The organism is Lentibacillus amyloliquefaciens (assembly GCF_001307805.1).
Taxonomy (GTDB): Bacteria; Bacillota; Bacilli; order Bacillales; family Amphibacillaceae; genus Lentibacillus; species Lentibacillus amyloliquefaciens.
On record NZ_CP013862.1, the window covers coordinates 179,235 to 204,347 of the forward strand.

20 protein-coding genes, 1 pseudogene and 1 riboswitch are annotated in these 25,113 nt (G+C 43.1%); of the genes and pseudogenes, 18 read left to right on the forward strand and 3 right to left on the reverse strand.

Annotation, left to right across the window (positions count from 1 at the left end):
* The first annotated feature begins 125 nt into the window (after nucleotides 1-125).
* From AOX59_RS00900 to AOX59_RS00910, 3 genes are read left to right on the forward strand one after another with little or no spacing between them, the layout of a single operon-like run.
* The gene (locus AOX59_RS00900; protein WP_068440503.1) at nucleotides 126-1,589 is read left to right on the forward strand and encodes a spore germination protein; all 1,464 of its coding nucleotides are present in this window, start codon (nucleotides 126-128) and stop codon (nucleotides 1,587-1,589) included.
* Nucleotides 1,590-1,600: 11 nt separating this feature from the next.
* A complete protein-coding gene (locus tag AOX59_RS00905; protein WP_068440507.1) occupies nucleotides 1,601-2,689 on the forward strand; it encodes a GerAB/ArcD/ProY family transporter in 1,089 nt (362 codons plus the stop codon).
* Nucleotides 2,690-2,705: 16 nt separating this feature from the next.
* The gene (locus tag AOX59_RS00910) at nucleotides 2,706-3,749 is read left to right on the forward strand and encodes a Ger(x)C family spore germination protein (protein WP_169792843.1); all 1,044 of its coding nucleotides are present in this window, start codon (nucleotides 2,706-2,708) and stop codon (nucleotides 3,747-3,749) included.
* Between the two features lie 74 nt (nucleotides 3,750-3,823).
* On the opposite strand, the gene AOX59_RS00915 is transcribed toward AOX59_RS00910, so the two are convergent.
* Nucleotides 3,824-4,477, reverse strand: coding sequence for a DNA-3-methyladenine glycosylase family protein (locus AOX59_RS00915; protein ID WP_068440515.1), 654 nt, complete (start codon nucleotides 4,475-4,477; stop codon nucleotides 3,824-3,826).
* A 171-nt stretch (nucleotides 4,478-4,648) separates the two neighbouring features.
* On the opposite strand from AOX59_RS00915, the gene AOX59_RS00920 reads away from it, so the two are divergent.
* The 6 genes from AOX59_RS00920 (at nucleotide 4,649) to AOX59_RS00945 (ending at nucleotide 11,930) form a co-directional block, all read left to right on the forward strand.
* Nucleotides 4,649-5,863 (forward strand): NAD(P)/FAD-dependent oxidoreductase, encoded by a 1,215-nt coding sequence (locus AOX59_RS00920; RefSeq protein ID WP_068440518.1) that lies wholly within the window; start codon nucleotides 4,649-4,651, stop codon nucleotides 5,861-5,863.
* A 335-nt stretch (nucleotides 5,864-6,198) separates the two neighbouring features.
* The gene (locus tag AOX59_RS00925) at nucleotides 6,199-6,450 is read left to right on the forward strand and encodes a hypothetical protein (protein WP_068440521.1); all 252 of its coding nucleotides are present in this window, start codon (nucleotides 6,199-6,201) and stop codon (nucleotides 6,448-6,450) included.
* A 125-nt stretch (nucleotides 6,451-6,575) separates the two neighbouring features.
* The gene (locus AOX59_RS00930; protein ID WP_068440524.1) at nucleotides 6,576-7,403 is read left to right on the forward strand and encodes a VanW family protein; all 828 of its coding nucleotides are present in this window, start codon (nucleotides 6,576-6,578) and stop codon (nucleotides 7,401-7,403) included.
* A 201-nt stretch (nucleotides 7,404-7,604) separates the two neighbouring features.
* Complete coding sequence (locus tag AOX59_RS00935; protein ID WP_068440527.1) at nucleotides 7,605-8,720, forward strand: tetratricopeptide repeat protein; 1,116 nt, start codon at nucleotides 7,605-7,607, stop codon at nucleotides 8,718-8,720.
* A gap of 173 nt (nucleotides 8,721-8,893) precedes the next feature.
* Entirely contained in the window at nucleotides 8,894-9,901 is a 1,008-nt protein-coding gene (locus AOX59_RS00940; protein WP_068440530.1) for an ABC transporter substrate-binding protein, read from the forward strand.
* Nucleotides 9,894-11,930: an iron ABC transporter permease gene (locus AOX59_RS00945; protein WP_237049341.1), complete on the forward strand. Its 2,037-nt coding sequence runs from the start codon at nucleotides 9,894-9,896 to the stop codon at nucleotides 11,928-11,930. The genes AOX59_RS00940 and AOX59_RS00945 overlap by 8 nt, the downstream gene beginning before the upstream one ends.
* Before the next feature lie 62 nt (nucleotides 11,931-11,992).
* Here AOX59_RS00945 and AOX59_RS00950 read toward each other — a convergent pair whose 3' ends face one another.
* Nucleotides 11,993-13,951 (reverse strand): aconitate hydratase, encoded by a 1,959-nt coding sequence (locus tag AOX59_RS00950; RefSeq protein WP_068440533.1) that lies wholly within the window; start codon nucleotides 13,949-13,951, stop codon nucleotides 11,993-11,995.
* A 156-nt stretch (nucleotides 13,952-14,107) separates the two neighbouring features.
* The gene (locus AOX59_RS00955; protein WP_068440537.1) at nucleotides 14,108-14,644 is read right to left on the reverse strand and encodes a YceI family protein; all 537 of its coding nucleotides are present in this window, start codon (nucleotides 14,642-14,644) and stop codon (nucleotides 14,108-14,110) included.
* 170 nt (nucleotides 14,645-14,814) lie between these two features.
* Here AOX59_RS00955 and AOX59_RS00960 point away from each other — a divergent pair, with 170 nt between their 5' ends.
* From AOX59_RS00960 to AOX59_RS00995, 9 genes and pseudogenes are all read left to right on the forward strand, one after another.
* Nucleotides 14,815-15,273: a DUF6884 domain-containing protein gene (locus tag AOX59_RS00960; RefSeq protein WP_068440540.1), complete on the forward strand. Its 459-nt coding sequence runs from the start codon at nucleotides 14,815-14,817 to the stop codon at nucleotides 15,271-15,273.
* Between the two features lie 15 nt (nucleotides 15,274-15,288).
* A complete protein-coding gene (locus tag AOX59_RS19950; protein WP_068440542.1) occupies nucleotides 15,289-15,615 on the forward strand; it encodes a hypothetical protein in 327 nt (108 codons plus the stop codon).
* An 81-nt stretch (nucleotides 15,616-15,696) separates the two neighbouring features.
* Nucleotides 15,697-15,801: riboswitch (TPP riboswitch) on the forward strand.
* 116 nt (nucleotides 15,802-15,917) lie between these two features.
* Nucleotides 15,918-16,490 carry an energy-coupled thiamine transporter ThiT gene (thiT, locus tag AOX59_RS00970; protein WP_068440546.1) on the forward strand — a complete coding sequence of 191 codons (573 nt, stop codon included), beginning with the start codon at nucleotides 15,918-15,920 and terminating at the stop codon, nucleotides 16,488-16,490.
* Nucleotides 16,491-16,590: 100 nt separating this feature from the next.
* A complete protein-coding gene (locus AOX59_RS20425) occupies nucleotides 16,591-16,722 on the forward strand; it encodes a hypothetical protein (RefSeq protein ID WP_257720697.1) in 132 nt (43 codons plus the stop codon).
* A gap of 109 nt (nucleotides 16,723-16,831) precedes the next feature.
* Nucleotides 16,832-18,252, forward strand: a pseudogene (locus AOX59_RS00975) (hypothetical protein).
* A 97-nt stretch (nucleotides 18,253-18,349) separates the two neighbouring features.
* Nucleotides 18,350-19,729 carry a Glu/Leu/Phe/Val family dehydrogenase gene (locus AOX59_RS00980; RefSeq protein WP_068440550.1) on the forward strand — a complete coding sequence of 460 codons (1,380 nt, stop codon included), beginning with the start codon at nucleotides 18,350-18,352 and terminating at the stop codon, nucleotides 19,727-19,729.
* Between the two features lie 366 nt (nucleotides 19,730-20,095).
* The gene (locus AOX59_RS00985) at nucleotides 20,096-21,367 is read left to right on the forward strand and encodes an L-lactate MFS transporter (RefSeq protein WP_068440553.1); all 1,272 of its coding nucleotides are present in this window, start codon (nucleotides 20,096-20,098) and stop codon (nucleotides 21,365-21,367) included.
* Nucleotides 21,368-21,548: 181 nt separating this feature from the next.
* Complete coding sequence (fdhF, locus tag AOX59_RS00990) at nucleotides 21,549-24,500, forward strand: formate dehydrogenase subunit alpha (protein WP_068440556.1); 2,952 nt, start codon at nucleotides 21,549-21,551, stop codon at nucleotides 24,498-24,500.
* Nucleotides 24,493-24,960 carry a helical membrane plugin domain-containing protein gene (locus AOX59_RS00995; protein WP_068440559.1) on the forward strand — a complete coding sequence of 156 codons (468 nt, stop codon included), beginning with the start codon at nucleotides 24,493-24,495 and terminating at the stop codon, nucleotides 24,958-24,960. Before fdhF ends, AOX59_RS00995 begins: the two co-directional genes overlap by 8 nt.
* The last annotated feature ends 153 nt before the right edge of the window (nucleotides 24,961-25,113 follow it).

The following is a 25,113-nucleotide window of genomic DNA, read 5'->3' on the forward strand; positions in this document are numbered from 1 at the left end:
CAATTGTTTATTTTATGAGATTAGGAAAGTATCTCTTTTTAAGTGAACTTTAAATCGTGACATTGGTTATTTCTGATCTCTGGAAAGACGACGCGGAAGTGAAAGTTTCTTAAAAGGATGTTCCCATGAATAAAAAAGCACCACAAAAAAAAGCACAGCGGGATTTTGATAAGTTATTAAAAACGTTAAAGAACAAAGATGGCTTCATTCATTATCACCATGAACATAATCAGGACACCATGCATTTGGGCTATTTAAAAACCGCGGTTGATCCGGAAAAGCTTGAAAAATATATTCTGCCGCGTGTCCAGGAGTACATATACAACGATTTAAACGAATTGGATCAATTTATCCCTTTTACGAAAACCGAATTGACCAATGACGCAAGCGAGATTCCGGAAAAGCTAGTCAAAGGTTTTACATTTATTTATATGGGAAATGCCAGCCCTTCCTATTTGCTCATTCCGCTGCCGCTGGATGAAAAGCGAAATGTCTCCATACCGGAAATCGAATTTAGTGTGGTGGGTCCTAAGGAAGCGTTTGTTGAAGACATCGATACGAATTTGAATCTGATTCGCAAACGGTTGGCGATTCCTGAATTAAATATTAAAAAATTAAAAGTCGGCACCATCACAAAAACAGAGGTTGCAGTTCTTTCAATCGACGGAATAGCTGATGAGGAAAATGTCAATACAGCGGTTCAGCGGATCAAAAATGTGGACATTGATCAAGTGATTGACAGTTCATTTATTCAGCAGACAATCGCCGATAATCAAAATTCGCCATTCCCGCAGCTTTTGGATACGGAGCGACCTGACCGGGTTGCTGCCGTATTAGCCGAGGGAAAGATTGTGATTTCCGTTGACGGTTCGCCGCATGCTTTAATCGCGCCGACAACATTGATTGAATTTTTTTCGGCGTTTGAGGATTATTTCTTAAATTGGATGACAGCTTCAGCTTTCCGGCTGATTCGTTTGGTTGCCGTTTTTTTCTCAATTTTAATCACACCGTTGTATGTTGCGGTCATGACACATCATTTTGAAATCATACCACAAGCGATGCTTATTACACTCGTTCATTCCAGAATGCAAGTACCTTTTCCGCCACTTCTGGAAGCGCTCATCCTTGAGTTCACCATTGAACTGCTGCGCGAGGCGGGTGCCAGACTGCCCACCAAAATCGGCCAGACAATCGGTATTGTGGGAGGTATCGTTATCGGAACTGCGGCTGTTGAAGCGGGGATGACCAGTAACGTACTGTTGATTGTTGTGGCACTGGCTGCTTTGGGGTCTTTTACAACCCCGGTATATAAAATGAGTAACACGATCCGGCTTATCCGATTCCCATTACTTATCGTTGCGGGCGTTTACGGAATGATTGGTTTGGCGATTGCCATTGCCTATATTATGGTGCATTTGCTGCGGCTGAGATCGCTGGGAAGACCGTTCTTTGCGCCGATATTTCCTTTTCGTTTGCAGGATTTTAAAGATGCCTTGATCCGTTTGCCGTTTAACATGCAAAACAAACGTCCGTTTCAAGTGCGTCCAAGTAAAGTTAAACGGCCGATTGACAAAGAACAAAACAAGTAGAGGGATAGACGATGATTTCAATCAAACATAAAGTCACGCCGCTAATGGTACTTTTTCTCATCTCATCTTCACAAATGGGTGTCGGGGTACTGGGGTTTCAAAGTATCATCAACAAATACGCCGGTTATGATGCCTGGATAGCACTCATTGTTGCCGGTCTTTGTGTCAGTGTCGTCATATGGATTATGTATCAGCTATTGAAGCATGATGAAAAAGGGGATATTGTTGCCATCCATCAATTTACCTATGGTAAGTGGCTCGGTAACTTTTTGACACTTCTATTCACGGTCTATCTGCTTTTGATGGCAACCGTTGTGCTTCGTACGTATGTCGAGATTATCCAGGTCTGGATGTTTCCGCATTTAAAAGTCTGGGCATTCTTAATGCTGCTGATTCCATTGATTTATTATACGATATCCGATCAATTTCGAACGGTTGTCGGTGTATGTTTTCTCGGTGTTGTCTATCCGTTTTTATTAAACCTGACGCTTCTCTACCCGTTAAAACATGCCGATATAACGCATATACTGCCAATGATGAATCATTCCATCACGGAAATCATGCAGTCATCGACCTTAGCTGTTCTGAATTTCATGGGCGTTTCGGCGCTTCTCGTTTTTTATCCGTACATACGTGACGCCGGTAAATCACAAAAATACGCTCATTACGGAAATCTTTATACGACGGTGATATATGTGGCCGTTTGTCTGACCACGTATGTTTTTTATAATCAGAATGAGTTGAAAGAAGTCATTTGGCCGGCACTAGGGCTCTGGAAAATCATTGAATTTCCATTCATGGAGCGATTTGAATACGTTGGGATTGCCACGTTGTTCTTTATGATTTTGCCAAATGTCGTTCTCTTTATGTGGGCGGCCACACGTTTAGTTCACCGCACCTTTGGATTTCAGCATAAAAGAGTGGCTGCTGTTCTGCTCGGAATTTTGTACATAGCCAGTGTTATATCCATGGGCAGAGAAGGTGTTAATATACTGAATGATTCGGCCGGAAAAATTGGACTCGTATTCCTGTTCATTTACATCCCCGTTTTATTGATTATCAATTTCATTCGCAGAAAGGTGCGGAAAAATGTATCTTAAATATATTACTTTTTTCGTGTTTGTGATAGTCAGCTTGCTGTTTAATTATCAGATGCCGGCCAAAGTAATCGATCGGATTCAAATGATTACAGTAGTTGGGTACGATGCGATTGACCAGAATAAGATCCAGGAAACGGTTGTGTCACCGAAATACCAGCAGGAAGCTCAAGTAGAAGATTTTATCTACTCGGATACTGCTGCAACGGTATATGAGAATCGGGTTAATTTAAATGCAAAAGCTACCGAACGTTTGCTGAACGGTAAGCTGCAGATTGCTTTTTATGACCGGGAGTTAGCCGAACAAGGGGTTGAGGATTTTATCGAATATTTGACAAGAGACCCGTCGATTGGCGGCACCTTAAACCTTGCAGTGGCAGAAGAATCAGCACACGCGCTGATCAATTCAGTCAAAACCGGTAAGGGCAGGGGTGTTTTCTTTAACGATTTATTTGATCATAATATACGGCACGGTAATCTGCCGCAAACGAATTTAAAAGAATTTCAATCCGCTTTGATGAGTGAAACCTGTGATCCTTTTTTACCGATGTTAAGTGTTGAAGATGAAAGCGCTGCATTAACGGCAATCGCGTTGTTTGACGATGACAAGTATGTTGATAAACTGCCAATCAATAAAGCAGATGTATTTAAACTGCTTTATCAAAATGTCAGTGATGGAAACTATCAATTTAAAAATGACAAGTATATTGTAGCACTTGAGAATGTTGAATCAGATAAAGATGTGGTTTTTGAACCGACAGGCGGAAGTGGTGAAGTAACATTTAATGTGAAGCTGCGGGGCGTTGTCAGGGAATACACCGGAAAAGAAATTATAAATCAACTGACAGCGATTGAAAAGGATATTAAACAGGATATTGAACAAAGGGGAGAGAACTTAATCAGCCGCCTTCAGGAATTGGATATTGACCCACTTGATATTGAAGGGGCAGTCAAAAGCAGCAACCGAAATTATAACAAGGAACAGTTTAAATCAACTTATTCGGAGATGCCGATTAACGTGAATGTGAGTGTCAAAATTACGGGAACCGGTACAAGGCGTTGAATTCGCATGAATGTGGCGTCCTGCCGGAATGTTAAAGTTCACAAATCCTGAATGATCAGCTTGTTAGCCAAATATCATGTGATGTCGTCAATCGACTGATACTTTTTATCAAATCCTAAATGGACAACTTCCCATAAATAAAATGAAGCTATGGTCAAGTGAGGGTCCCAGACAGGCCGTTTATCAAGCAAAATCTGTCGGCGCTCGGTCTTGTCCACTTCATACAGCCATTTTGCCCCGCGCTGAATGCCGATGTCATCAACTGCGAGCACATTCATCCGGCCGAGTGAAAAGATTAAAAACATCTCAGAGGTCCATTTACCAATTCCTTTAATACTTGTCAGTTCTTTAATTGCTTCAGAGTTAGTGATTTTCTCTATTCGGGTGAAGTCCAGTATGCCTGCATGAACTTTTGCAGTCAGGTCTTGTAAATATCGTATTTTTTGTCTTGATAAGCCAATCGAACGCAAATCATCATCCGGGATGTTCAGAATGGCATCAGGCTCAATCCGGTTGTCAAGCAGTTTTTCCAGCCGGCTGAAAATTGCGCTTGCTGCCTGGACTGAAATTTGCTGTCCCGTGATGGCGCGCACGAGTGATTTAAAGTAGTCCGGCCTTGTGCTGACGGTTAGATCCCCGACAATATTAATCAGTTTTTTCATCTGTTTATCAGCTTTACCGAGTTCCACAACAGAACGATCCTGCTGTTTTATTGTGAATGTTTTCATAAGTCACCTCGCATGCAGTTGAGGCGTTTTTCGCTTTTTTTGACAAAAAACGCCTGTCAGTGTGTTGAATTGCTAGCCTAAAAAGAATAGTTTTGATATGATAAGCATGATGTCAATTATCTCCCATTATAACAGAAGCACTGTAATCAAACAGGAAAGGTGGATTTGTCTATGAGTAAACCAAAAATTGTCGTTCTTGGCGCCGGTTACGGCGGAATGATGACAACTAAACGATTAATGCAAAAATTAAGCCCGGAAGAAGCAGAGATCGTACTCGTTAATAAACATAACTATCATTACCAGACAACATGGCTCCATGAAGTAGCTGCTGGTACAAGAAACCAGAACCAGGCACGCATGATAATCAGTGACGTTATTAATCCGAACCGCGTTAACTTGATTTATGATGAGGTTGTCGAAGTGAAAAAAGACGACAATCGCGTCATATTGAAAAATAGTGAAATTACATACGATTATTTGGTAATTTCGCTTGGTTTTGAAACGAATACATTCGGTATCAAAGGAATGGGAAAAAATGCATTTTCCATCACAGACATCGACTCAAGCCGCATGATTCGGGAACATATTGAATATCAATTTGCCAAGTACAGCACAGCTGACAACCCTAAAGATGAAGATTTGGCCATCCTTGTTGGCGGTGCCGGCTTTACAGGCATCGAGTTTGTCGGTGAGTTAGCTGAAAAAGTGCCCGAACTTTGCAGGAAATATGATATTGACCGAAGCAAAGTCCGCATCATTAACGTTGAAGCAGCACCGCGCGTATTGCCGGGCTTTAATGAAGATCTCGTTCAATATGCGAAAAAATCATTGGCTGATCGTGGTGTGGAATTCCGGGAAGGCGCCAAAATTTCCGAGTGTAAGAAAAATAGCTTTGTCATCGGAGAAGGCGACGACACTGAAGAAATCAAAGCCGGAACAATCGTCTGGACCGGCGGTGTAACAGGCAGCTCCGTTCTGTCTAAATCCGGGTTTGAAATTACAAAAGGCAAAGTGACTGTAGACGGTGACTTGCGGGCTCCGGATGAAGACAACATTTTCATCATTGGTGATTGTGCATGGGTCATGAATGAAGAAGAAGGAAAACCATTCCCACCGACAGCACAGGCAGCTATGCAGCATGCTGATACATGTGCAAACAATATTAAAGGTCTGCTGCGTCATGAACCACTAAGTAAATTTGTATTTGATGATAAAGGTACTGTCGCTTCCCTTGGTAAAGCTGATGCGATGGGAACGGTATTCAATGATAATTTACTTTACGGCAAACCTGCCGTCTCGATGAAAAAGGTCATCGACAACCGCTATCTTTTCTTGCTCGGCGGACCGAAACTTATCCTGAAAAAAGGCAAACTTCGCATGATTTAATCAAGGAGGGACTTGTTTATGAAAAACGGAACTTTATATGTCATTTTGGCTGCACTGGCAGCAATTGCAGGTTATACGGTAGCAACACGTGCCCTCGAGGATACAAGAGATTTCCGTTAATCGCACAAAACGATGTACAGACAACCACCCTTGCGAACAGCGGTGGTTGTTTGTTTATCCCACATGTAATGGGCAGTAACCCGCCAGAAACCGATGGCTAACTGCCCATAAATGTCCGGTTCTGTTCAACTAACATTTTTTACGTGAATTTGTGATAATTATCACTGCCCATGCAATCAAAAACATATATATTGGCAGGTAGGGGGGAGGTTTTTATGGGTATTGAATTATTTATATTGCTGGCGGTTCTGTTTATTGCGGCGATAGCTGGTACATTTATTGCTTTTAAACAAGAAGAAAACAAAATGAAAAAGTATGAAGAAGAAGGGGACACAGTAGAAGATCAGCTAAGACGGTCCCATGAATATGAATCCTCATCGTTAAAGTCCAACGTTCCTTTGCAGCTGATTATTTACACTGTAACGATTGTGGCGTCCCTTATTGTTTTTGCGGTTTATTTATTTTAGAAGCTGTTCAAAAAGTCCGGTAACTATGATATATCACTTTTGAACAGGGGCACTCTTCAATTTGACATTATATGCACTCATGATTTTTCATTTATATCAAATACTACAGGACAGGAGGTGGTCGATTGATAACCATTATCTTGTCTTTTTTATTGTCATCAGTGCCCTTGACCGTCACAGACGAGGGACAGGTGGTTGATGAATTAATAAAAGAGGATTTTGCCTTGCAGCTTGTTGATGATTTATTAATTGATGATACGAAACTTGATTTACAAATGGATCTTATCAATGAAAAGGTGAAAAAAGAACCTGTGAATGCGAAATTAGATGATGAAGGCGACATCATAGAAGAAAGACCCGGCCGGGTACTGGACCGCATTAAATTCCGTAACATGTTTTATGATTATTTTTATGACAGTACGTCTCCTGCCAAAATAACATTGCCTGTCAGGAAGGTCTATCCGCGCGTCGACAGTGAACTGCTGGCAAACATTCGTGAACATGAAATTGGCAATTACGTGACACAGTTCAAGACAAGGAATAAAGAGCGTTCACGGAATATTGAAATCGCTGCAGAAGCGATTAATAATCATGTCGTTTTTCCGAATGAGCAGTTTTCATTTAATGATGTCGTTGGGGAACGGACAGAAGACAAGGGATACAAAAGAGCGCCGGTCATCGTCAAGGGTGAGCTGTCCGAAGATATTGGCGGGGGTATTTGCCAGGTTTCCTCAACCCTTTATAATGCAGTGGATTTAAAGGGTATTGAGATTACGGAGCGTTATTCGCACAGCCGGAGTGTGCCGTATGTACCTTCAGGACGCGATGCTGCTGTCAGTTGGTACGGACCGGATTTTGCCTTCACGAATGAGTCAAAGCATCCGATTTTAATCCGCGCTTCAGCTGACAAGGGAAACATGACAATCCGGATTCTTGCCTTTGAACCCCGATAACGAAATAGCACTGGGAAGCGTTTCGCTTTTCTCCCGCATGTAACGGTCAGTAACCCGCCGGAGAACGGCGGTTAACTGTCCCTAAATGCCTGATTCTGCTCAACTAGCATTCAGCGGAATGAAAAATCAATTCCGCTGAATACAGTCTCGCTTTATTTTATCCCGTCTTTTGGTTAGTATTTATGGGGGAGGGGGTTGGTTATGGATATATTGGATTTGAATGAGCATTTTCAGGATAATATGTTCTCTGAATATAGAGCAGAGCTTGAGGAATTACTGGAAGAGTTTAAACGCGGCCATTATCCGAATGTCTTGACAAAATCGGCTGACTTAAGATCGAACGAGGATTTGAACCGGGAGCTTCGTGATAAACTGAGAATGGTTGAAGCCATCAGTCATTCGGAAATTGGTGAAGCAAAGGCTTCATCAGAAATCATAACAGAGTTGTATCAAGATTCGACAATTGAATGGATGTTGCTTGGTGAAATGGCATATATGTGTGATTTTAAACTTGCACGCCGAATCCTGAGTGCAGCTGTTAAGGAAATGGAAGAAAACGGTGAACAAGATCCGATTAAATTGGCGCGTGGCTATCTGGTACTGGCTGAAGCTGAGGAAAATCTGGAAAAATACGTGCGGGCTATCAAATACTTTAAAAAAGGTCTTACATATTTTCAAGGTGATGAATCACCGGATCAGTATATGATTTTATACCTCCATTTCAAAATCGGCATGATGTATTCAATGAGAAATGAAGCAGATGAATCACTGCATTATTTAAGCAACCTCATTGACATGGCCGGTGACTCAAATGAGGACCTTAAAATCAACAGTCTGGTGACAATCGCCAAAACATTTGGCAGTAAGAACGAAAATGAAAAGGCTTATCCATATTTGGAGGAGGCACTGGACTTGCTTGAAGGTTCCTCTTTGGAGAACAAAATCACTCATGCAGAGGCCTTGACTGAGATGGCCTTCTATTACTTTGAACAGTCCCAATTGACTATGGCAGTGCCTTATTATGAGAAAGCCATCAATATTTATAAGCGCTTGAATCAGTCATCTCACCGCAAAGCCGGTATGATTTATATGCAATATGCGTACTGTCTTGAACATATGGAGCAGCCAAATCTCAAGAAAGCCGGCAACAGTTATGAAAATGCCATTGATAAGCTTGAACTAACTAAAGACAGCGAATTATTGGAGAATGCGCTTGCGGATGTCATTGCATTTTTTGATAATACCGCTGATCAGAAGACAAAGCGAAAATATGAAAATAAATTTGTTGAATTGACGAACGCTAAGAATGCAACTTGACAGGGAACACCTTGCCACGTACCATAGTAACTGATAATGATAATCCTTATCAGTTATAGTTCTGACTGGGACACGCTTGTCAGAGAATGCTGGTTACATATAAACGAAAAGCGCCTGGCAAACCAGGTTCATCTGACAGTTTAATAGACACAACCGGACAAGGAGCGGGAAACATGAAAAAACCAATACTTATGTCACTGGCCCTGCTGCTGTTAATTCTGACTGCATGCGGCGGTAATGATAATAGCAGTGAAGAAAACAATGAAGCTGATTCAGGTGAAGCCGATAACAGCGATCGGACAGTCACGATAGAAGACGCGATGGGGGAACAAACGATTGAAGGCACCCCTGAAAATATTGTGGCACTGGAATGGACGTATGCAGAAAATCTTCTGGCACTTGGTATTCAGCCGGCAGGTGTCGCTGATTTGGAAGGATTCGATCAATGGGTGAACATTGATAAGGAATTTGGCGACAGTGTTCAAGATGTCGGCACACGTCAGGAACCGAATCTGGAGGCAATCAGACGTCAGGATCCTGAATTGATTATTGCGGTTAAATTCCGTCATGAGCAATATTTGGATCAGCTGAAAGACATTGCGCCCGTTGTAACATTCGCGCCATATGGTGAGGAAGCCATACAGGATCATTATCAGAATATGATTAATGAAATGGAAACACTCGCTAAAATCGTCGATAAACAGAAAGAAGCGGAACAAGCTGTTTCTGATTTGAATTCATTTATTGATGAGCAGAAACAGCGTATTGAAGAAGCAGGCCTGGAGGGGTCCCAATTTTTGGCAACACAGGCATTCACTGCTCAAAATACGCCGACCTTACGATTGTTCACAGCTAATTCCATGGTAGGCCAGATTATGAATAAGCTGGGTCTTGAAAATGTGTATGAGACCGAAGAGCCGGAAGTGTACGGATATTCTGAAGTGACATTGGAAGCACTGCAGAATTTCCAAGATAACGAGAATTTACAATTTCTGTATATTGTTCAGGAAGATGACAATATTTTTGAATCAGACTTCAAAGGAAATCCGGCCTGGGAAAATTTGAGTTTTGTACAAAACGGCAACACACATCAGCTGCCCGGTGATACGTGGACATTCGGGGGTGTGCTGTCAAATCAGGTGCTTACGGAACAGCTGGTTGATGCTATGGTAAATGAGTGATTGGATGACGAGCAGTTTTCGAAAACTAATGATTGCGGTTCTCACCTTTGGAGGTGGAACCGCGCTTTTGTGCATTTTAACATATATTCACATTAATCAGGGCAGTGTCTCCATTTCCGCTGGAACGGTGATTGACGCGATTCTGGCACCTGAAGATACGCTCGAACATCATACGGTAAGAGTACTGCGCATGCCGCGGGCCATAATGGGGATAATCGCCGGTGGGGCACTGGCTGTGGCCGGTGTTGTTTTGCAGACGGTAACGAAAAACCCGCTGTCATCTGCAAGCACGCTTGGGATTCATTCCGGGACATATTTTGCTGTTGTCTTTTGCACGGTGTTTTTCCCGGCAGCACTGATTGGAAATGGCATCATTGCAGCGTTCGCGGGCGGTATTGTCACCTTTCTGATTGTGTTTACATTGTCGGGCGGCAGTAATGCCTCACCTGTTCGTATGGTGCTTGCCGGAATGATTGTGACCTTCTTGTTTTCATCGTTAACAAGTGTTTTGCAGATTTTCTATGAAAATGAGACTGCAGGTCTGTTCTTATGGGGTTCCGGCACACTTGTCCAAAATGATTGGAGCGGTGTTCATTTTTCCTTACCGATTGTCGCAATCGGACTCCTGGTGATCGTTCTGATGACCTTCAAATTGGATACCCTGACGCTGGGGGATGACGTTGCTACAGCCCTTGGTCAGAATGTGGGCATCGTCAAATTTGCCTCCATTACAGCGGCGGTGCTGTTGACGTCTGTGACAGTCAGTGTGGTGGGACCGATCGGATTTGTAGGCCTTGTGGCACCGCATATCATTAAGCTTATTGGCTACCGGAAACATTTGCCGCTGGTCATTGCATCATTTATCTGGGGAGGCAATGTTCTTTTATTCGCGGATGTCCTGGCACGAATCATTGATCCATCATTCTCAGAACTGCCTGTCGGGGCGATAACAGCACTTATCGGAGCTCCATGGCTTATTTACCTTGTCTTAAGGATGAAACGAAATAAATATGGCGATGAGAACACATCAGTCATTGCAGGAAAAGCATCCGTCAGCTGGCCGCTCAAACGCATTATTCCAATCTTGCTTGGGATTATAGTGATTACCATGTTTGTTAGCTTAGCCTCCGGAAATTACGGTTTTGAGCCTGTATTGTTATGGAATGCATTCTTTGGTGACACGGATGAATTTATGCTTGGCCTTGTAATGGATTTAAGATTGCCAAGAGCACTCGTGGCACTGATCAGCGGAATGGTTTTGGCCGCAAGTGGGCTTGTTTTCCAGGGTGTTTTGCGTAACCCGCTTGCAGACCCCTCTGTCATCGGAATTACATCCGGCGCCGGGGTTGGCGCGCTTTTGACGATGTATGTATTCGGTGTGGCAGCTGTCTGGATACCTGTCGGAGCTATCATTGGCGCATGTTTGTTTTTTATATTTGTCATGCTTATGGCGATACGAGCGAAATTTCAGCCGACTATTTTAGCTTTGCTTGGGATTGGTGTGTCTGCATTCGGTCAGGCGATTATTCAAATATTGGTCGTTCAGGCTGATATGAATGTGGCATCAGCACTGACCTGGCTCTCAGGCACCACATATGCAACAGGCTGGTCGGAATTATTGAATTACCTGATATGGCCGGTTGTGCTTTTATTGCCGATTTTAATAATCCGAATCCGGAATCTTGATACATTATCATTAGGGGATGATACAGCGAAGGGGCTTGGTCTGAAAGTCATGTCAGTAAGGTTCCAGCTGGCATTAATAGCGACATTACTGGCAGCATTCAGTGTGGCTGCGGTAGGGACAATTGGATTCATCGGTCTGATTGCGCCGCATTTGTCACGTTTGCTTGTCGGGCCTTCCAATCAGCGTTTGCTTCCGGTGACGATGCTGACAGGCGGTGTGTTACTGGTCATTGCTGATTGTTTAAGCCGGACGCTTTTGGCACCAAATGAAATTCCATCCGGCATACTGGTTGCGATTATTGGCGCGCCATATTTTCTGTGGTTGATGCGGAGACGTGCGTAGGGGAGAAGGGAAAAAAAGATGCGCCTGCTGGTGTTAATGCCAGCGGGCGCATCTTTTTTTATTTATGCTTTTTCTTTTTCTTGTCTTTCTTTAATCCAGTTAATCAGACCGCCGCTTACGATAATTTCACGCTGGCGATCGGACAGATTATGTTCAGCGGTAATTTCTTCACCACTGTTTGGCAATGTCAATTTGATTGTGTCATGGTTTTCCACTTGATTGCGCAAATCCTCAAACTGTAATTGGTCCTCTTTATTAAGTTTGTCATAATCTTCTTCGTTCACGAGTTTGAGTGGAAGCACGCCAAAGTTGACGAGATTTTGCCAATGAATGCGGGCAAAGTCTTTAACGAGTACGGCACGCAAGCCCAGATATCTTGGTGCCAGTGCAGCGTGCTCACGGCTTGACCCTTGACCATAGTTAAAACCGCCGACAATTGCGTGGCCTGATTTTTCTTTGGAAACATTTGCCCGGTCAACATAAGTCGGATCAACGTCTTCATAAGTGAATTTACTGATTTCCGGCAGGTTACTGCGATATGGCAGAACACGGGCGCCGCCGGCAAGAATTTCATCAGTTGAAACATTGTCGCCGACTTTTAATAGAACAGGGACGTTCAATTTATCCGGTAAACTATCCATTGCAGGTATAGACGCGATGTTCGGTCCTTTTACAAGTTCTTTCGTTTGTGCTTCTTCATACGGCAACGGTTCTTCAAGCAAGCGCTTATCGACGTTTGGCTCACTTGGATCAGTGACTTTCGGATAAGGGAAGTCCAATGTTCTTGGATCGGTAATTTCCCCGGTCAACGCAGAAGCTGCTGCCGTCTCAGGACTTGATAAAAACACGCTGTCTTCTTTGGTCCCGGATCTGCCGGGGAAGTTCCGCGGTGTTGTCCGTAAGCTGTTCCGGCCTGAAGCAGGTGCCTGACCCATACCGATACAGCCGTTGCAGCCGGCCTGGTGAAGTCTTGCGCCTGATTGCAGCAGGCTTGCGATATGCATTTCTTTAACAAGGTTTGTGAGCATCTGTCTGGATGTCGGGTTAATATCAAATGATACGCCACCTGCAATGTTTCGATCCTTTACGATTTCAGCAGCAATGGCAAAATCACGATACCCCGGGTTAGCTGAGGAACCGATGTAAGACTGGTAGATCGGAGTTCCTGCAAGTTCTCTGGCAGGGACTACATTTCCGGGACTGGATGGTTTGGCAACCAATGGCTCCAGTTCAGAAAGATTGATTTCTTCATGTATGTCATATGTCGCGTCTCTATCTGCGGTCAATTCAACCCAATCATCTTCACGGTCCTGCATGCTCAGGAATCGCTTGACTTCATTGTCAGAAGGGAAGACGGTCGCTGTTGCACCAAGTTCCGCTCCCATGTTGGCGATAACGTGACGATCCATGGCAGATAAATTATCAAGGCCCGGACCATAATACTCGATAATTTTTCCTACACCGCCTTTTACGTCATGGCGTCTGAGTACTTCAAGAATAACATCTTTCGCACTTACCCAATCAGGCAGTTCACCGGTTAATTTGACGCCCATAACTTGCGGCATTTTAATGTAAATTGGCTCTCCGGTGATTGCCATCGCAACGTCAATACCGCCGGCACCCATTGCCAGCATCCCCATACAACCGTTGGCACATGTGTGGCTGTCCGAACCGAGCAATGTTTTCCCCGGGATTGCTAAACGCTGCATGTGTACAGGATGGCTTACACCATTTCCGGGTCTTGAGTAATAAAGACCGAAACGCTGGGCTGCACTTTCCAGAAACAGATGGTCATCCGGGTTTTTGTTATCTTCCTGAATCAGGTTGTGGTCAACATACTGGGCGGAGGCTTCAGTTTTTGCATAATCAAGCCCCATTGCTTCAAGCTCCAGCATGACCATGGTTCCTGTCGCATCTTGTGTCAGGGTTTGATCGATTTGGAGCCCGATTTCTGCACCCGTCTCCATCTTTCCTGAGACAAGATGGTCTTTAATCAGCTTCTGTGTAACGTTCAATGCCAATGTATATCCTCCTTTTGAAATTATGTCTATAATTTATGTCTACAATAGTCCATTCCTCAAATTGAAGTGGTTCAAACACAAATAAGTTTTATGCAGATTGCTTTCTGTATTGATTATTAAAAAATGCCACCGTGATGGTGACATTTGCTTAGGTTATTATTCTGCTTTGTGTGCTTCGATTTCGAAAGTGATTCGTACTTCGTCGGCTACAAGTACGCCGCCTGTTTCCAATGTAGCGTTCCATGTCAGACCAAAGTCTTTACGGTTGATTTTTGTTTCACCACTGAAACCGGCTACGATATTTCCGCTCATTGGGTCTTTGCTTTGACCTTCAGAAACAACATTAAATGTAACTGGCTTTGTAGTGCCAACCAATGTAAAGTCTCCTGTGACTTCATAATTGTTGTCTGATTTTTTCTTGATGTCATTGGCGACAAACGTTGCTTTTGGATGATTTTCAACATCAAAGAAATCGCCTGAGCGCAAGTGGTCATCACGGTCTTTGTTTTTTGTATCAATACTGGATACATCAATAGTTGCTTCTACCTTTGCATCTTCCAGATTTTCCGGGTCAGCCTCGATAACAGCGTCAAACTCATTGAAATGACCTTTCGCTTTTGAAATCATCATATGTTTTACTGAAAATCCGATTTCACTGTGTACTGTGTCGACATTAAATGTTTCTTTTGCCATAATTAATTCCCTCCATTGGTTACTTTCTGTAACTTAGTATATAATGATAAATTGCTAGTGTCAAGTAACAAACGAAAATTATTTTGAATTCAGTCTAACTTTTCCCCGGTGCATATTTCGCTAAACATAATTCCCGTGCTATACTGTAAATAGATTTGGGGTGGTTCAGCATGAAGGAATTAAGCATCATTCCGTGTGGTCGGAAAAAGATTTGGGATAAACAACCGGAGCTGGGGCCGGTGGCGGCAAAAGATGCCTATATCGGGACACTGCATCAGCGTACACGGGAATATGCGCAGCTGTTTACCAATCAGTGGGTTATATTATCTGCCAAACATGGTTTTTTATTCGCTGAGGATGAGGTGGATGGTCAGTATGATGTCACATTTAACCGGAAGAATGATGAGATCATAACATTTGATAAATTGATACGGCAGATGAAAAATAAACAGTTGGATCAATTCGACAAACTAGTGGTTCTGACCGGGAAAAAATATAAACCTATTATTAATGGAACATTTCCGGATGATATGCCCAAAACGTATCCATTGCTGCAATTTGGCGGTATTGGCTACATATTGCAGGCGCTCAAGCAATCAACGGAGGCGAATCAGCCCATTCATAAATAAACAGGAGAAGATACCATGACACGACCATTGCTTATAGCACTTATCCTTATTGCTTATATCATATATGTCGGGTTTAAACACAAAGAGACGTGGAAGAAATTGTCCATCATGCAGACTGCCGGTGTACTCGTTACATTTGTTGGCATTATCAGTATTGCAGGTGTCATACTCTTTTATGGCAGTCGTTTTATAACGGATGCCATATCGGGTGATATTACCGGATTTATTATTAAATTTCTTGGTATCGTTGTTATCATAGTAGCTGCAGCGGTCAGTTTCACTGCAATAGCCGGTAAAATTACAAATGGCGTGATTCCGATAACACGCCGCGACCAGAAATAGAAGATAAGAGCGATAGAGTTAAAGCGTTTGAAAATGGTTCACAAACAAGTTATAATAAATTTAACAAAAAAAGCATAATTTAAAAGCCTGCAGGGGAGCCGTTTGGCTGAGAGTGAACAGATGTCTGTTCTGACCCTTCGAACCTGTTAGTTAATACTAGCGCAGGAATGGTGGCTTTATTGATGGAACGATAGCAATGTGAGCGGAATTTCCCCATCAGGAAGCTTCCCCTTGGCATTGCTTTTTTTGTATGCAAAATAAGCAGGCAGCATCTGGTTGCCGGTTAAAGGGGAGGAAGATTCATGCGTTCCAATCGTACGTTATTTTTAATTGAAGTGGCGATGTTTACAGCCCTGGCATTGATGCTGGATATTATTCCGTTTTTGTCCGTCAAGCTCTGGGTTCAGGGTGGTTCAGTGTCTCTGGCAATGATACCGGTTTTCATTGTGGCATTCCGCTGGGGCCTGAGGGGCGGCCTCTTGTCGGGATTTTTATGGGGAGTTCTGCAAGTTGCCGTCGGTACAGGTTATGTGCTGCATCCGCTCCAGGGTTTTATTGATTATGCACTGGCCTTTACGGTTATTGGATTTGCCGGTGTCTTTAGTAAGCAAATTCAGGAAGCTGTTAAATCCGGTGAGACGAAAACTTATCTCACTTATATAACATTAGGTGTTATACTTGGCAGCATGCTGAGATTTGCGGCGCACTTTGCAGCTGGTGTCGTGTTTTTTGAATCAGCTGTTGATGGCCAATCTGTTTGGGTTTATTCATTGCTTTACAACATTTCGTATATTATTCCATCGCTTGTTATCAGTGCTATTGTGGTTTTCTTTTTATTTCACAAGCAGCCAAAAACGCTCGTGCAAACAGCCTAGTATAATTGAAAATCCGCTCACAGACTAATTGGAAAAATGACCCTTTTGTTCGCTTAAGGGTCATTTTTTTGTATACTTGAGGAAAAAGGAGGGTGACTTGATGCAGGAACTTATCGGTGAGTGCCAGTCATGCGGAAAGAATGTTTATTGCGAAGACGGCTTTTTTGATGGTGTTCATGAAAATGGTAAACTTCTTTGCAATGCGTGTGCTGATGATAAAGAATCGACATAATGGAGGAAATCGCGAAGTTCACAATTTAATGGATGAAATTCGAGGCGTAATCACCGCTTCCTTTCGATGTGCATAGGCTATAGCACAGTTTAGAAAGGAAGTGTCTGACGTGGAAATAACCCTTTCACATTGGCTATACATCATATTCACATTAATAATAATTTTAACGATGATTTTTCGTAAGGGCGTTGTTTTGCCAACCTTACTGGGATCCTTTTTAGTCGCCTGGGTTTATCAAGGCAGTATTGTTGATGGCTTTACTGCAATCTTTAATGCCAACCTCGTCGCAGCGAAAGAACTTTTCAATATCTTTTTGATTATTACCTTTATGATCGCTTTGTTGTATTCGTTGCGGGATCTTGGTGCTGATAAACGAATGATTCAGCCTATCCAGAAATTAATGGTCAATGGTCACATTTCATTTTTTGTGCTGGTAGCGGTAACCTACGTGATATCCTTATTCTTTTGGCCGACACCGGCAGTACCATTAATATGTGCGCTGCTTGTCCCGGCAGCCATCAGGTCGGGGCTCCCGGCAATGACTGCGGCAGTTGCCGTTGCATTGGCGGGGCAGGGGATGGCATTGTCCTCTGACTATATCGTGCAGGTTGCTCCAAATCTCTCGGCGACATCAGCAGGGATTGACACAGCGCTCGTCGCGGATAAAGCAATTGTCTTATCGTTGATTGCAGGCTTTGTTGCCATTGGGACAGCATATATGTTGTACCGAAAAACCATCCGCTCAAAAAACAGTGAGATGAATGAAATTGAAATGAATCAGATGCAAATGGAAAAAGAATCCGAAAACAAAGCACAGTCAATTCATTTAAACACATGGAGCAGAGTTTTTGCGGTACTGGTTCCGGTATCCCTTTTGGCTGTTGTTATTTACATGATGTATGCAAAACTTAATTCAGGAAGGATGACGGGGTTTGAAGGCGGGATGGCGCAGCTTTCGTCGGTGGTGTAGCCGTCATATTGCTGTTGTTATCCACGATCGCATTCGGCCGCCAGAAATCGTTGGACTACATCACAAACCACATTACAGAAGGATTTGTCTTTGCATTTAAAGCAATGGGACCGGTTATCCCGATTGCAGGGTTCTTTTTTATGGGCAGTTCGGACTTTTCAGGAAGCATTCTTGGTATCGAAGAAAATGCGCCCGCATTCCTTTTTGATTTGGTTGAAGCATCACAGGGTTATTTGCCGGAAAGTGCGTTATTGACGGTGTTTAGTATCCTTATTATTGGCATTATAACCGGTCTTGACGGTTCCGGTTTTTCCGGGCTGCCGCTGACAGGCGCTCTGGCAGCATCACTGGAAACAGCTTCGGTTGATGCAGGGACGCTCGCTGCCATCGGACAGATGGGGTCGATCTGGACCGGGGGTGGAACGATTGTTGCCTGGTCTTCACTGATTGCGATTGCCGGTTTCTGTGGGGTATCTGTTATGGAACTGGTCAGGAAAAACTTCGCGCCGGTGATGCTCGGGTTATTCGTTTCTGCCATTCTTGCATTGGTCATATTCTAGTAATTCTCAGGTAAAAATGTTACGATTTTGTGATAAACGGTTATATAACATATGCGAACCAATAATTATTCAAATATCAAAGACAGAAGGTGATAAGATGGCAAGCAATACTGGAGAAATCGTTCAAGAATCTTTAGATGCATTAATGGATGATCATTCATTTTTGCCGGAGTTGGATGGTATGGAACGGCAGCGCGCTTTTTCTTCGCTTCATTCAATTCTATCTACTCCCGATCACGTTAAAAAAACATACTTGCGGGTAGCGCGCGAAAATGGGGAAGTGGAACGCATTCCTGCTTTTCGTGTTCAGCACAACACCATTTTAGGGCCATACAAAGGTGGAATACGCTTTCATGAAACAGTATCTGAAAAAGAGACCGGAAATTTTGCAGCTTTAATGACGTTAAAAAATGCCTTGCATGAAGTCCCTTTTGGCGGTGGAAAAGGCGGCGTTATTATCAACCCGAGACATTATACGAATAAAGAACTTAATCTGGTCTGCAAAAAGTATGTACAAAATTTTAATGAAACACTGGGACCTGATAAAGATATACCGGCACCTGATATGGGAACCGGTGAGCGTGAGATGGATTGGATGATGGGTGAGTATAAAAACATCCATCCGGGCTATCCTTACAGAGGCAGCTTCACTGGAAAAAGTGTTATCAATGGTGGTTCATTGGGACGAAAAGAAGCTACAGGCAAAGGTGTGTACTTTACGTTCCGGTATATGTTCCACGACTTCGTCAAAAATCGTGAAAAATGGCTGAGGGAATTGGATAACCGGTTTGCCCAAAATGCGATTAAACATATCGATAAAAAGCTGTCCGTTGCCGTTCAGGGCTTCGGCAATGTTGGGTCAGTTGCCGCCAGAGAAGCACAGCAATGTCAATACTTAAATAATAAAGTCATTGCGGTGAGTGATCACAATGTCATGCTGTATAATGCAGATGGTCTTGATATAACGAATTTAATTGACTTCTCAAAAGATCATAAAGGTGATTTGCCGACAAATGAGGAGGAACTTAATGAGGCAGGTGTGAAAGCGTCCACACATCATCGTGACGATCTCTTGACGCTGGATACAGATGTCATGATACTTGCTGCCCTTGAAGGACAGATTCATGAAAAAAACATGAAAGACGTAAAGGCTAAAGTAATTGTTGAGGCGGCCAATGCTCCTGTTACAAGTGAAGCGGACAGTTTCTTGAGCGATAACGGGGTTATTATCATTCCGGACATCCTGGCCAATGCCGGTGGTGTCATCGTATCCTATCTGGAATGGCTCCAGGGGCGGGAAACCCAATTCCTCACTGAGCCGGAAGTTTATGATCGCATGTTTGATAAGATGAAAGCAACGTTTGACACGATTTATCCGCAATTTTATGGCGACCCGTTTCCATTGCGGCAAAACTGCTACATCCAGGCTGTCATGAAGATTTCAATCATTACGTATAGACAAGGTAAATTATATTAGTGTGAATGAGAAGAAAAACTCAGCTGTCGCCACGTTTTTTCGAAGGTCAAAGCCTGAAGTCAGATTTGAAGAAATTGATGAACCAGCGAAATAGTCATGTGAGGAGATATACTTTCTTACCTTATAGAAAAGGCATTCTTTTACAGAATGTCTTTTTTTGCAATTAGGAAAGATACATGCTTTATGCATAAATGCAACTAAGATATAGTGTTCCATAAACTTTAGTAAAAATTTGACATATTTAATAAAAAATGGTAATTTTATTTCAAATAATTTGAATATATAGTTTATTGTGAAAGTATAAGTGCAAACAAGGTATTTTTAACAGGTTTTTGTAATCGATTACATTATACTGGGAGGGATAGCGTGGCGAAAGTGAAAAATCGTTGGTTAATTGCTTTATCGGGGGTTGGTATACATATTTGTATAGGGTCAGCGTATGCCTGGAGCGTATTTACGAACCCAATGGCTGATGAGTTTGGCTGGAGCACAAGCCAGATTTCATTAGCCTTCAGTATTGCAATTTTTCTTCTTGGATTCTCTGCTGCATTTATGGGAAAGTTTGTTGAGAAACGGGGCCCTCGTATATCCGGTATGTTATCCGCGCTTTTCTTTGGGGCAGGTGTTATGGGTACAGGGGTTGCGACTGCTTATGAATCACTGACCTTAATGTACTTTTTTTATGGTATCATCGGCGGAATTGGACTCGGTATTGGTTATATAGCACCAGTATCAACGCTTGTAAAATGGTTTCCAGATCATCGGGGGCTGGCAACAGGGCTTGCTATTATGGGTTTTGGCTTTGCATCGCTGATTAGTGGTCCTGCAGGAGAAGCACTAGTCAGTTCAGTAGGCATTCCAAATACATTTTATATTTTGGGAGCAAGCTATCTCGTCATTATGATGGCTGCATCACAATATTTGTCCCCACCTCCCGAAGGATGGAAACCAAAGGGTATGAAGGATGAAATAGCTGATGAACCAAAGAAAGAAAAAGAGGATCTTTCGCAAATGACTGCTAATCAGGCAATTAAAACGAAACCTTTTTGGATGTTGTGGATGATGTTATTTCTTAATGTTACAACAGGTATTGCTATCATCTCTGTTGCATCCCCAATAGGGCAGGAAATAACTGGCATGTCCGCTGTAGCTGGTGCGACAATGGTAGGGATAATGGGGCTTTTCAATGGTGTCGGCAGACTTGGATGGGCTACAATTTCAGACTATATCGGAAGACCGAATGTGTATACCATATTTTTTATTATTGGCACTGTTTCCTACTTCTTATTGCCAATTATAACATCGGTAATCTTATTTCAAATTTTAGTGTATGCTATTGTATCTTGCTATGGCGGAGGGTTTTCGTCTGTTCCGGCGTATATCGGTGACTTGTTTGGAACCAGACAGCTTGGTGCAATACATGGCTATATTTTAACTGCCTGGGCGGTTGCCGGTGTCGTCGGGCCAATGTTGCTGTCATTGATCTATGACAATACAAATAGCTATCAATTGGTTTTGGTTATATTTGGTGGAATGCATGTATTATCTCTAGTAATTTCCCTTTGGATAAGAGTTGTTTTGCGGAAAATGAAAGAAGAAAAAATAAATATAAATAATTCACAGGCTTCAACCTTTTAAGTTAAGCAGATGTAGGATTGTCTGTTTCTAAAGGATCTTTATTGTCTTTGAAAGTGTTTTCCTGTTTCTTTTTTATTAATATGTTATAATATTTAAAAAACAAGGAATTAAATATTAAATTATGAAAATTAGGTTGTAACCATGTGTAAAGGCGTTCATTAAAAACTGGGGAGGGAATAACATGCAGGACCAGGAGCATGTCGTGGTGACAATTGACGGAGCGGAGTATTTGGGAGCCCCTGATCAGAATCTGCTTGATTTGATTAACACAACGGGCAAATTTGTACCGCAAATCTGCTACAACGAATCACTCGGCCCCGTCCAGACGTGTGACACGTGTATGGTAGCCGTTAACGGTGAAATCGTGCGCGCCTGCGGGACAGAAGTTAAAGCCGGGATGGAAGTGAACACACAGCTGGAAGGTGTCGGCGCCTCTCAGAAGGAAGCACTTGACCGTATTTTGGAAAAGCATGAACTGTACTGTACTGTTTGTGATTACAATAACGGCACATGCGAAATTCATAATACAGTAGCCGAATTTGGACTTGAACACCAATCGCGTCCATTTGAGCCGAAGCCATATGAGATTGATGATTCATCACCTTTTTACCGTTATGATCCCGATCAGTGCATATTGTGCGGGCGCTGTGTGGAAGTTTGTCAGGATGTTCAGGTCAATGAGACATTGCTGATTGACTGGGAGCGGGAACAGCCGCGGGTTGTCTGGGATAATGATGTCCCGATTGATGAGTCCTCATGTGTCAGCTGCGGGCAATGTGTCACGGTTTGTCCATGTAACGCGCTGATGGAAACACCAATGCTCGGGGAAGCAGGCTATATGACCGATCACGAGCCAGGCCTGCTGCGCTCGATGATTGATGTGACGAAAAAGGCAGAAACAGGTTACGGGCCATTGTTTGCTGTGTCCGATACAGAGGCATCAATGCGGGAAGATCGCATTGAAAAAACTAAGACTGTGTGTACATACTGCGGTGTTGGATGCACATTTGACGTCTGGACAAAAGACCATAAAGTGTTGAAAGTCGAGCCGCAGCAAGATTCTCCTGCAAACGGAATTTCAACGTGTGTAAAAGGAAAGTTCGGCTGGGATTACGTGAACTCGGAGGAGCGGCTGAGAAAACCGCTGGTCCGTGAAGGTGACTCTTTTGTCGAGGTTGAATGGGACGAAGCACTGGATTATACAGCTAAACGGTTTGCTGACATTAAAGCTGATAAAGGTCCAGATGCGTTAGGATTTATTGCTTCTTCAAAGGCTACCAACGAAGAATCGTATACCATGCAGAAATTGGCGCGTCAAGTTTTCGGCACTAACAATGTGGATAATTGCTCGCGTTACTGTCAGTCACCTGCAACGAAAGGCCTTTTCCGAACAGTCGGACATGGGGGTGACTCCGGTTCGATCGATGATATTGCAGATGCTGATATGGTCATAACAATCGGATCCAATACAGCAGAGTCCCATCCGGTGCTGGCATCACGGATTAAGCGCTCGCAAAAATTATTCGGGCAGAAATTGTACGTGTTTGATCTAAGGAAACATGAAATGGGAACTCGTGCGGACCGGTTCTTCCAGCCGAAAAGCGGTACAGATTTGGTATGGCTGTCTGCGGTAACGAAATACATTATTGATCAGGGCTGGGAAGACCGTGCGTTTATCGATAAATGGGTGAACGATTTTGATGCGTATCAAGAATCTTTGAAAAAATTCACGTTAGACTATGCTGAAGAATTAACAGGCATTTCCAAAGATGAACTGAAACAAATTGCTGAACAAATTGCGAACGTGGGTAAACTGGCGATTTGCTGGGCAATGGGGGTAACACAGCATCAGCTTGGCAGTGATACAAGCACAGCTATTTCCAACCTGCTTCTGGTTACCGGCAATTATATGCGGAATGGAACCGGTGCCTATCCATTGCGCGGGCATAATAATGTTCAGGGCTGCAGTGATTTCGGAAGCATGCCGAATTTCTTCCCGGGTTATGAGAAAGTGGCCGATGATAAGGTCCGTAAGCGTTATGAAGATGCTTGGGGTGTTGAGATTCCGGCTGAGCCCGGCAAGGATAACCATGAAATGATCGGTGCCATTCATGAAGGCACGCTGCATTCGATGTATATTCTCGGTGAAGATACCGGCATTGTTGATGCCAATATTAATTACGTGACCGACGCTTTTGAAAAGCTGGAATTCATGGTTGTCCAGGATTTGTTTTTAACAGAAACAGCGAAATATGCCGATGTTATTTTACCTGCAGTTCCAAGCCTTGAAAAAGAAGGTACGTTTACAAATACCGAACGGCGGATTCAGCGCCTATACCAAGCACTTGAACCTGTCGGCGATTCCAGACCGGATTGGGCAATCATCATGGATTTGGCGGCGAGATCTGGATATGAATGGGGATATAACAGCCCATCTGATATTATGGATGAGTCCGCTTCCCTTGCACCGTTATTTGCCGGTGTCAGCTATGACAGACTGACCGATTATAATAGCCTGCAATGGCCGGTTGCTGCAGATGGCACAGATTCGCCACTTCTATTTGTAGACGGGTTTCCATTTGAAGATAATAAAGCAAAACTGTATCTATTGGACTACGAACTGATGTATGAGACGAACGACGAATATGATCTACATGTCAATAACGGCAGAGTGCTTGAGCATTTTCATGAGGGCAATATGACCTATAAATCAAAAGCCATCTCGAGTAAAATGCCCAGTGCTTTTATTGAAGTATCGCCTGAGCTGGCGAAAGAACGCGGCATAAACGAAGGTGCTGAAGTGAAACTGATTTCTGAATCCGGTGAAGTGACAGGCTCCGTGCACATTACAGACAGAGTGAGCGGCAGGGAATTGTATTTGCCATTGAATGATAACGGCAAAACAGCCGTCAATTACTTAACCGACAATAGTGTTGATAAAGATACTGATACACCTGCTTTCAAAGAGATAGCCGTCAAAATGGAAGTCATCAAGAAGAAAGGCAAAAGCCCGTTGCCGCCGAATAATTACCGTCGCGGAAATCCGCAGCCGCAAATCGGTGTTCAGCCAGAGCGGAAATGGGAACGAAACGACTATGAATTTCCGGGAGGTCAGGTGAAGCAGCGTGGCTGAGCAAATTTCCAGAATTAAACGTATGGAGGTTCCTGAAGAAACGATTCAGGAAAAGAATCTTGATGAGGTTGTAAAGTCCGTCAGTGAAAATAAGGAAGCCATCTTAAAAGGAATCGATTTGCTGGAAACCTTGAATCAAAGCGGGACATTGGATATGGTAAATGCATTTGTTAAACATCGTGAAGATGCGTTGGAGCATGTTATGCGGGAGTTAAACAAGCCCGAGTATTCAACGATTCTGGAGAACCTGACAAATCTTCTATTGATGTTAGGTGATATGAATATGGAGGACCTCCAGGCATTTGCCGGTCGTCTGAATCATGGTGTGAAGGAGGCAGCTGCCTCAGAAGTGTCGGAGAAAACGTCGTATATGGATCTGATAAAAGCGCTGAAAGATCCGGAAATTAACCGTAGCGTCACCATGTTGCTGCAGTTTTTACGAGGCATGGGAAAAGATTAGCACGTATAGCCCTGACAATCATTCACAAAGGTTGTCAGGGCTATTTTTAAAACAATAAGAATTTGCAATATTTACTTTTGCGTGTATTTAGAATAAAATAGAGTTGTACTATCAAAAACCGATATGACATAAAATAGATGGAGGGTTTTATCT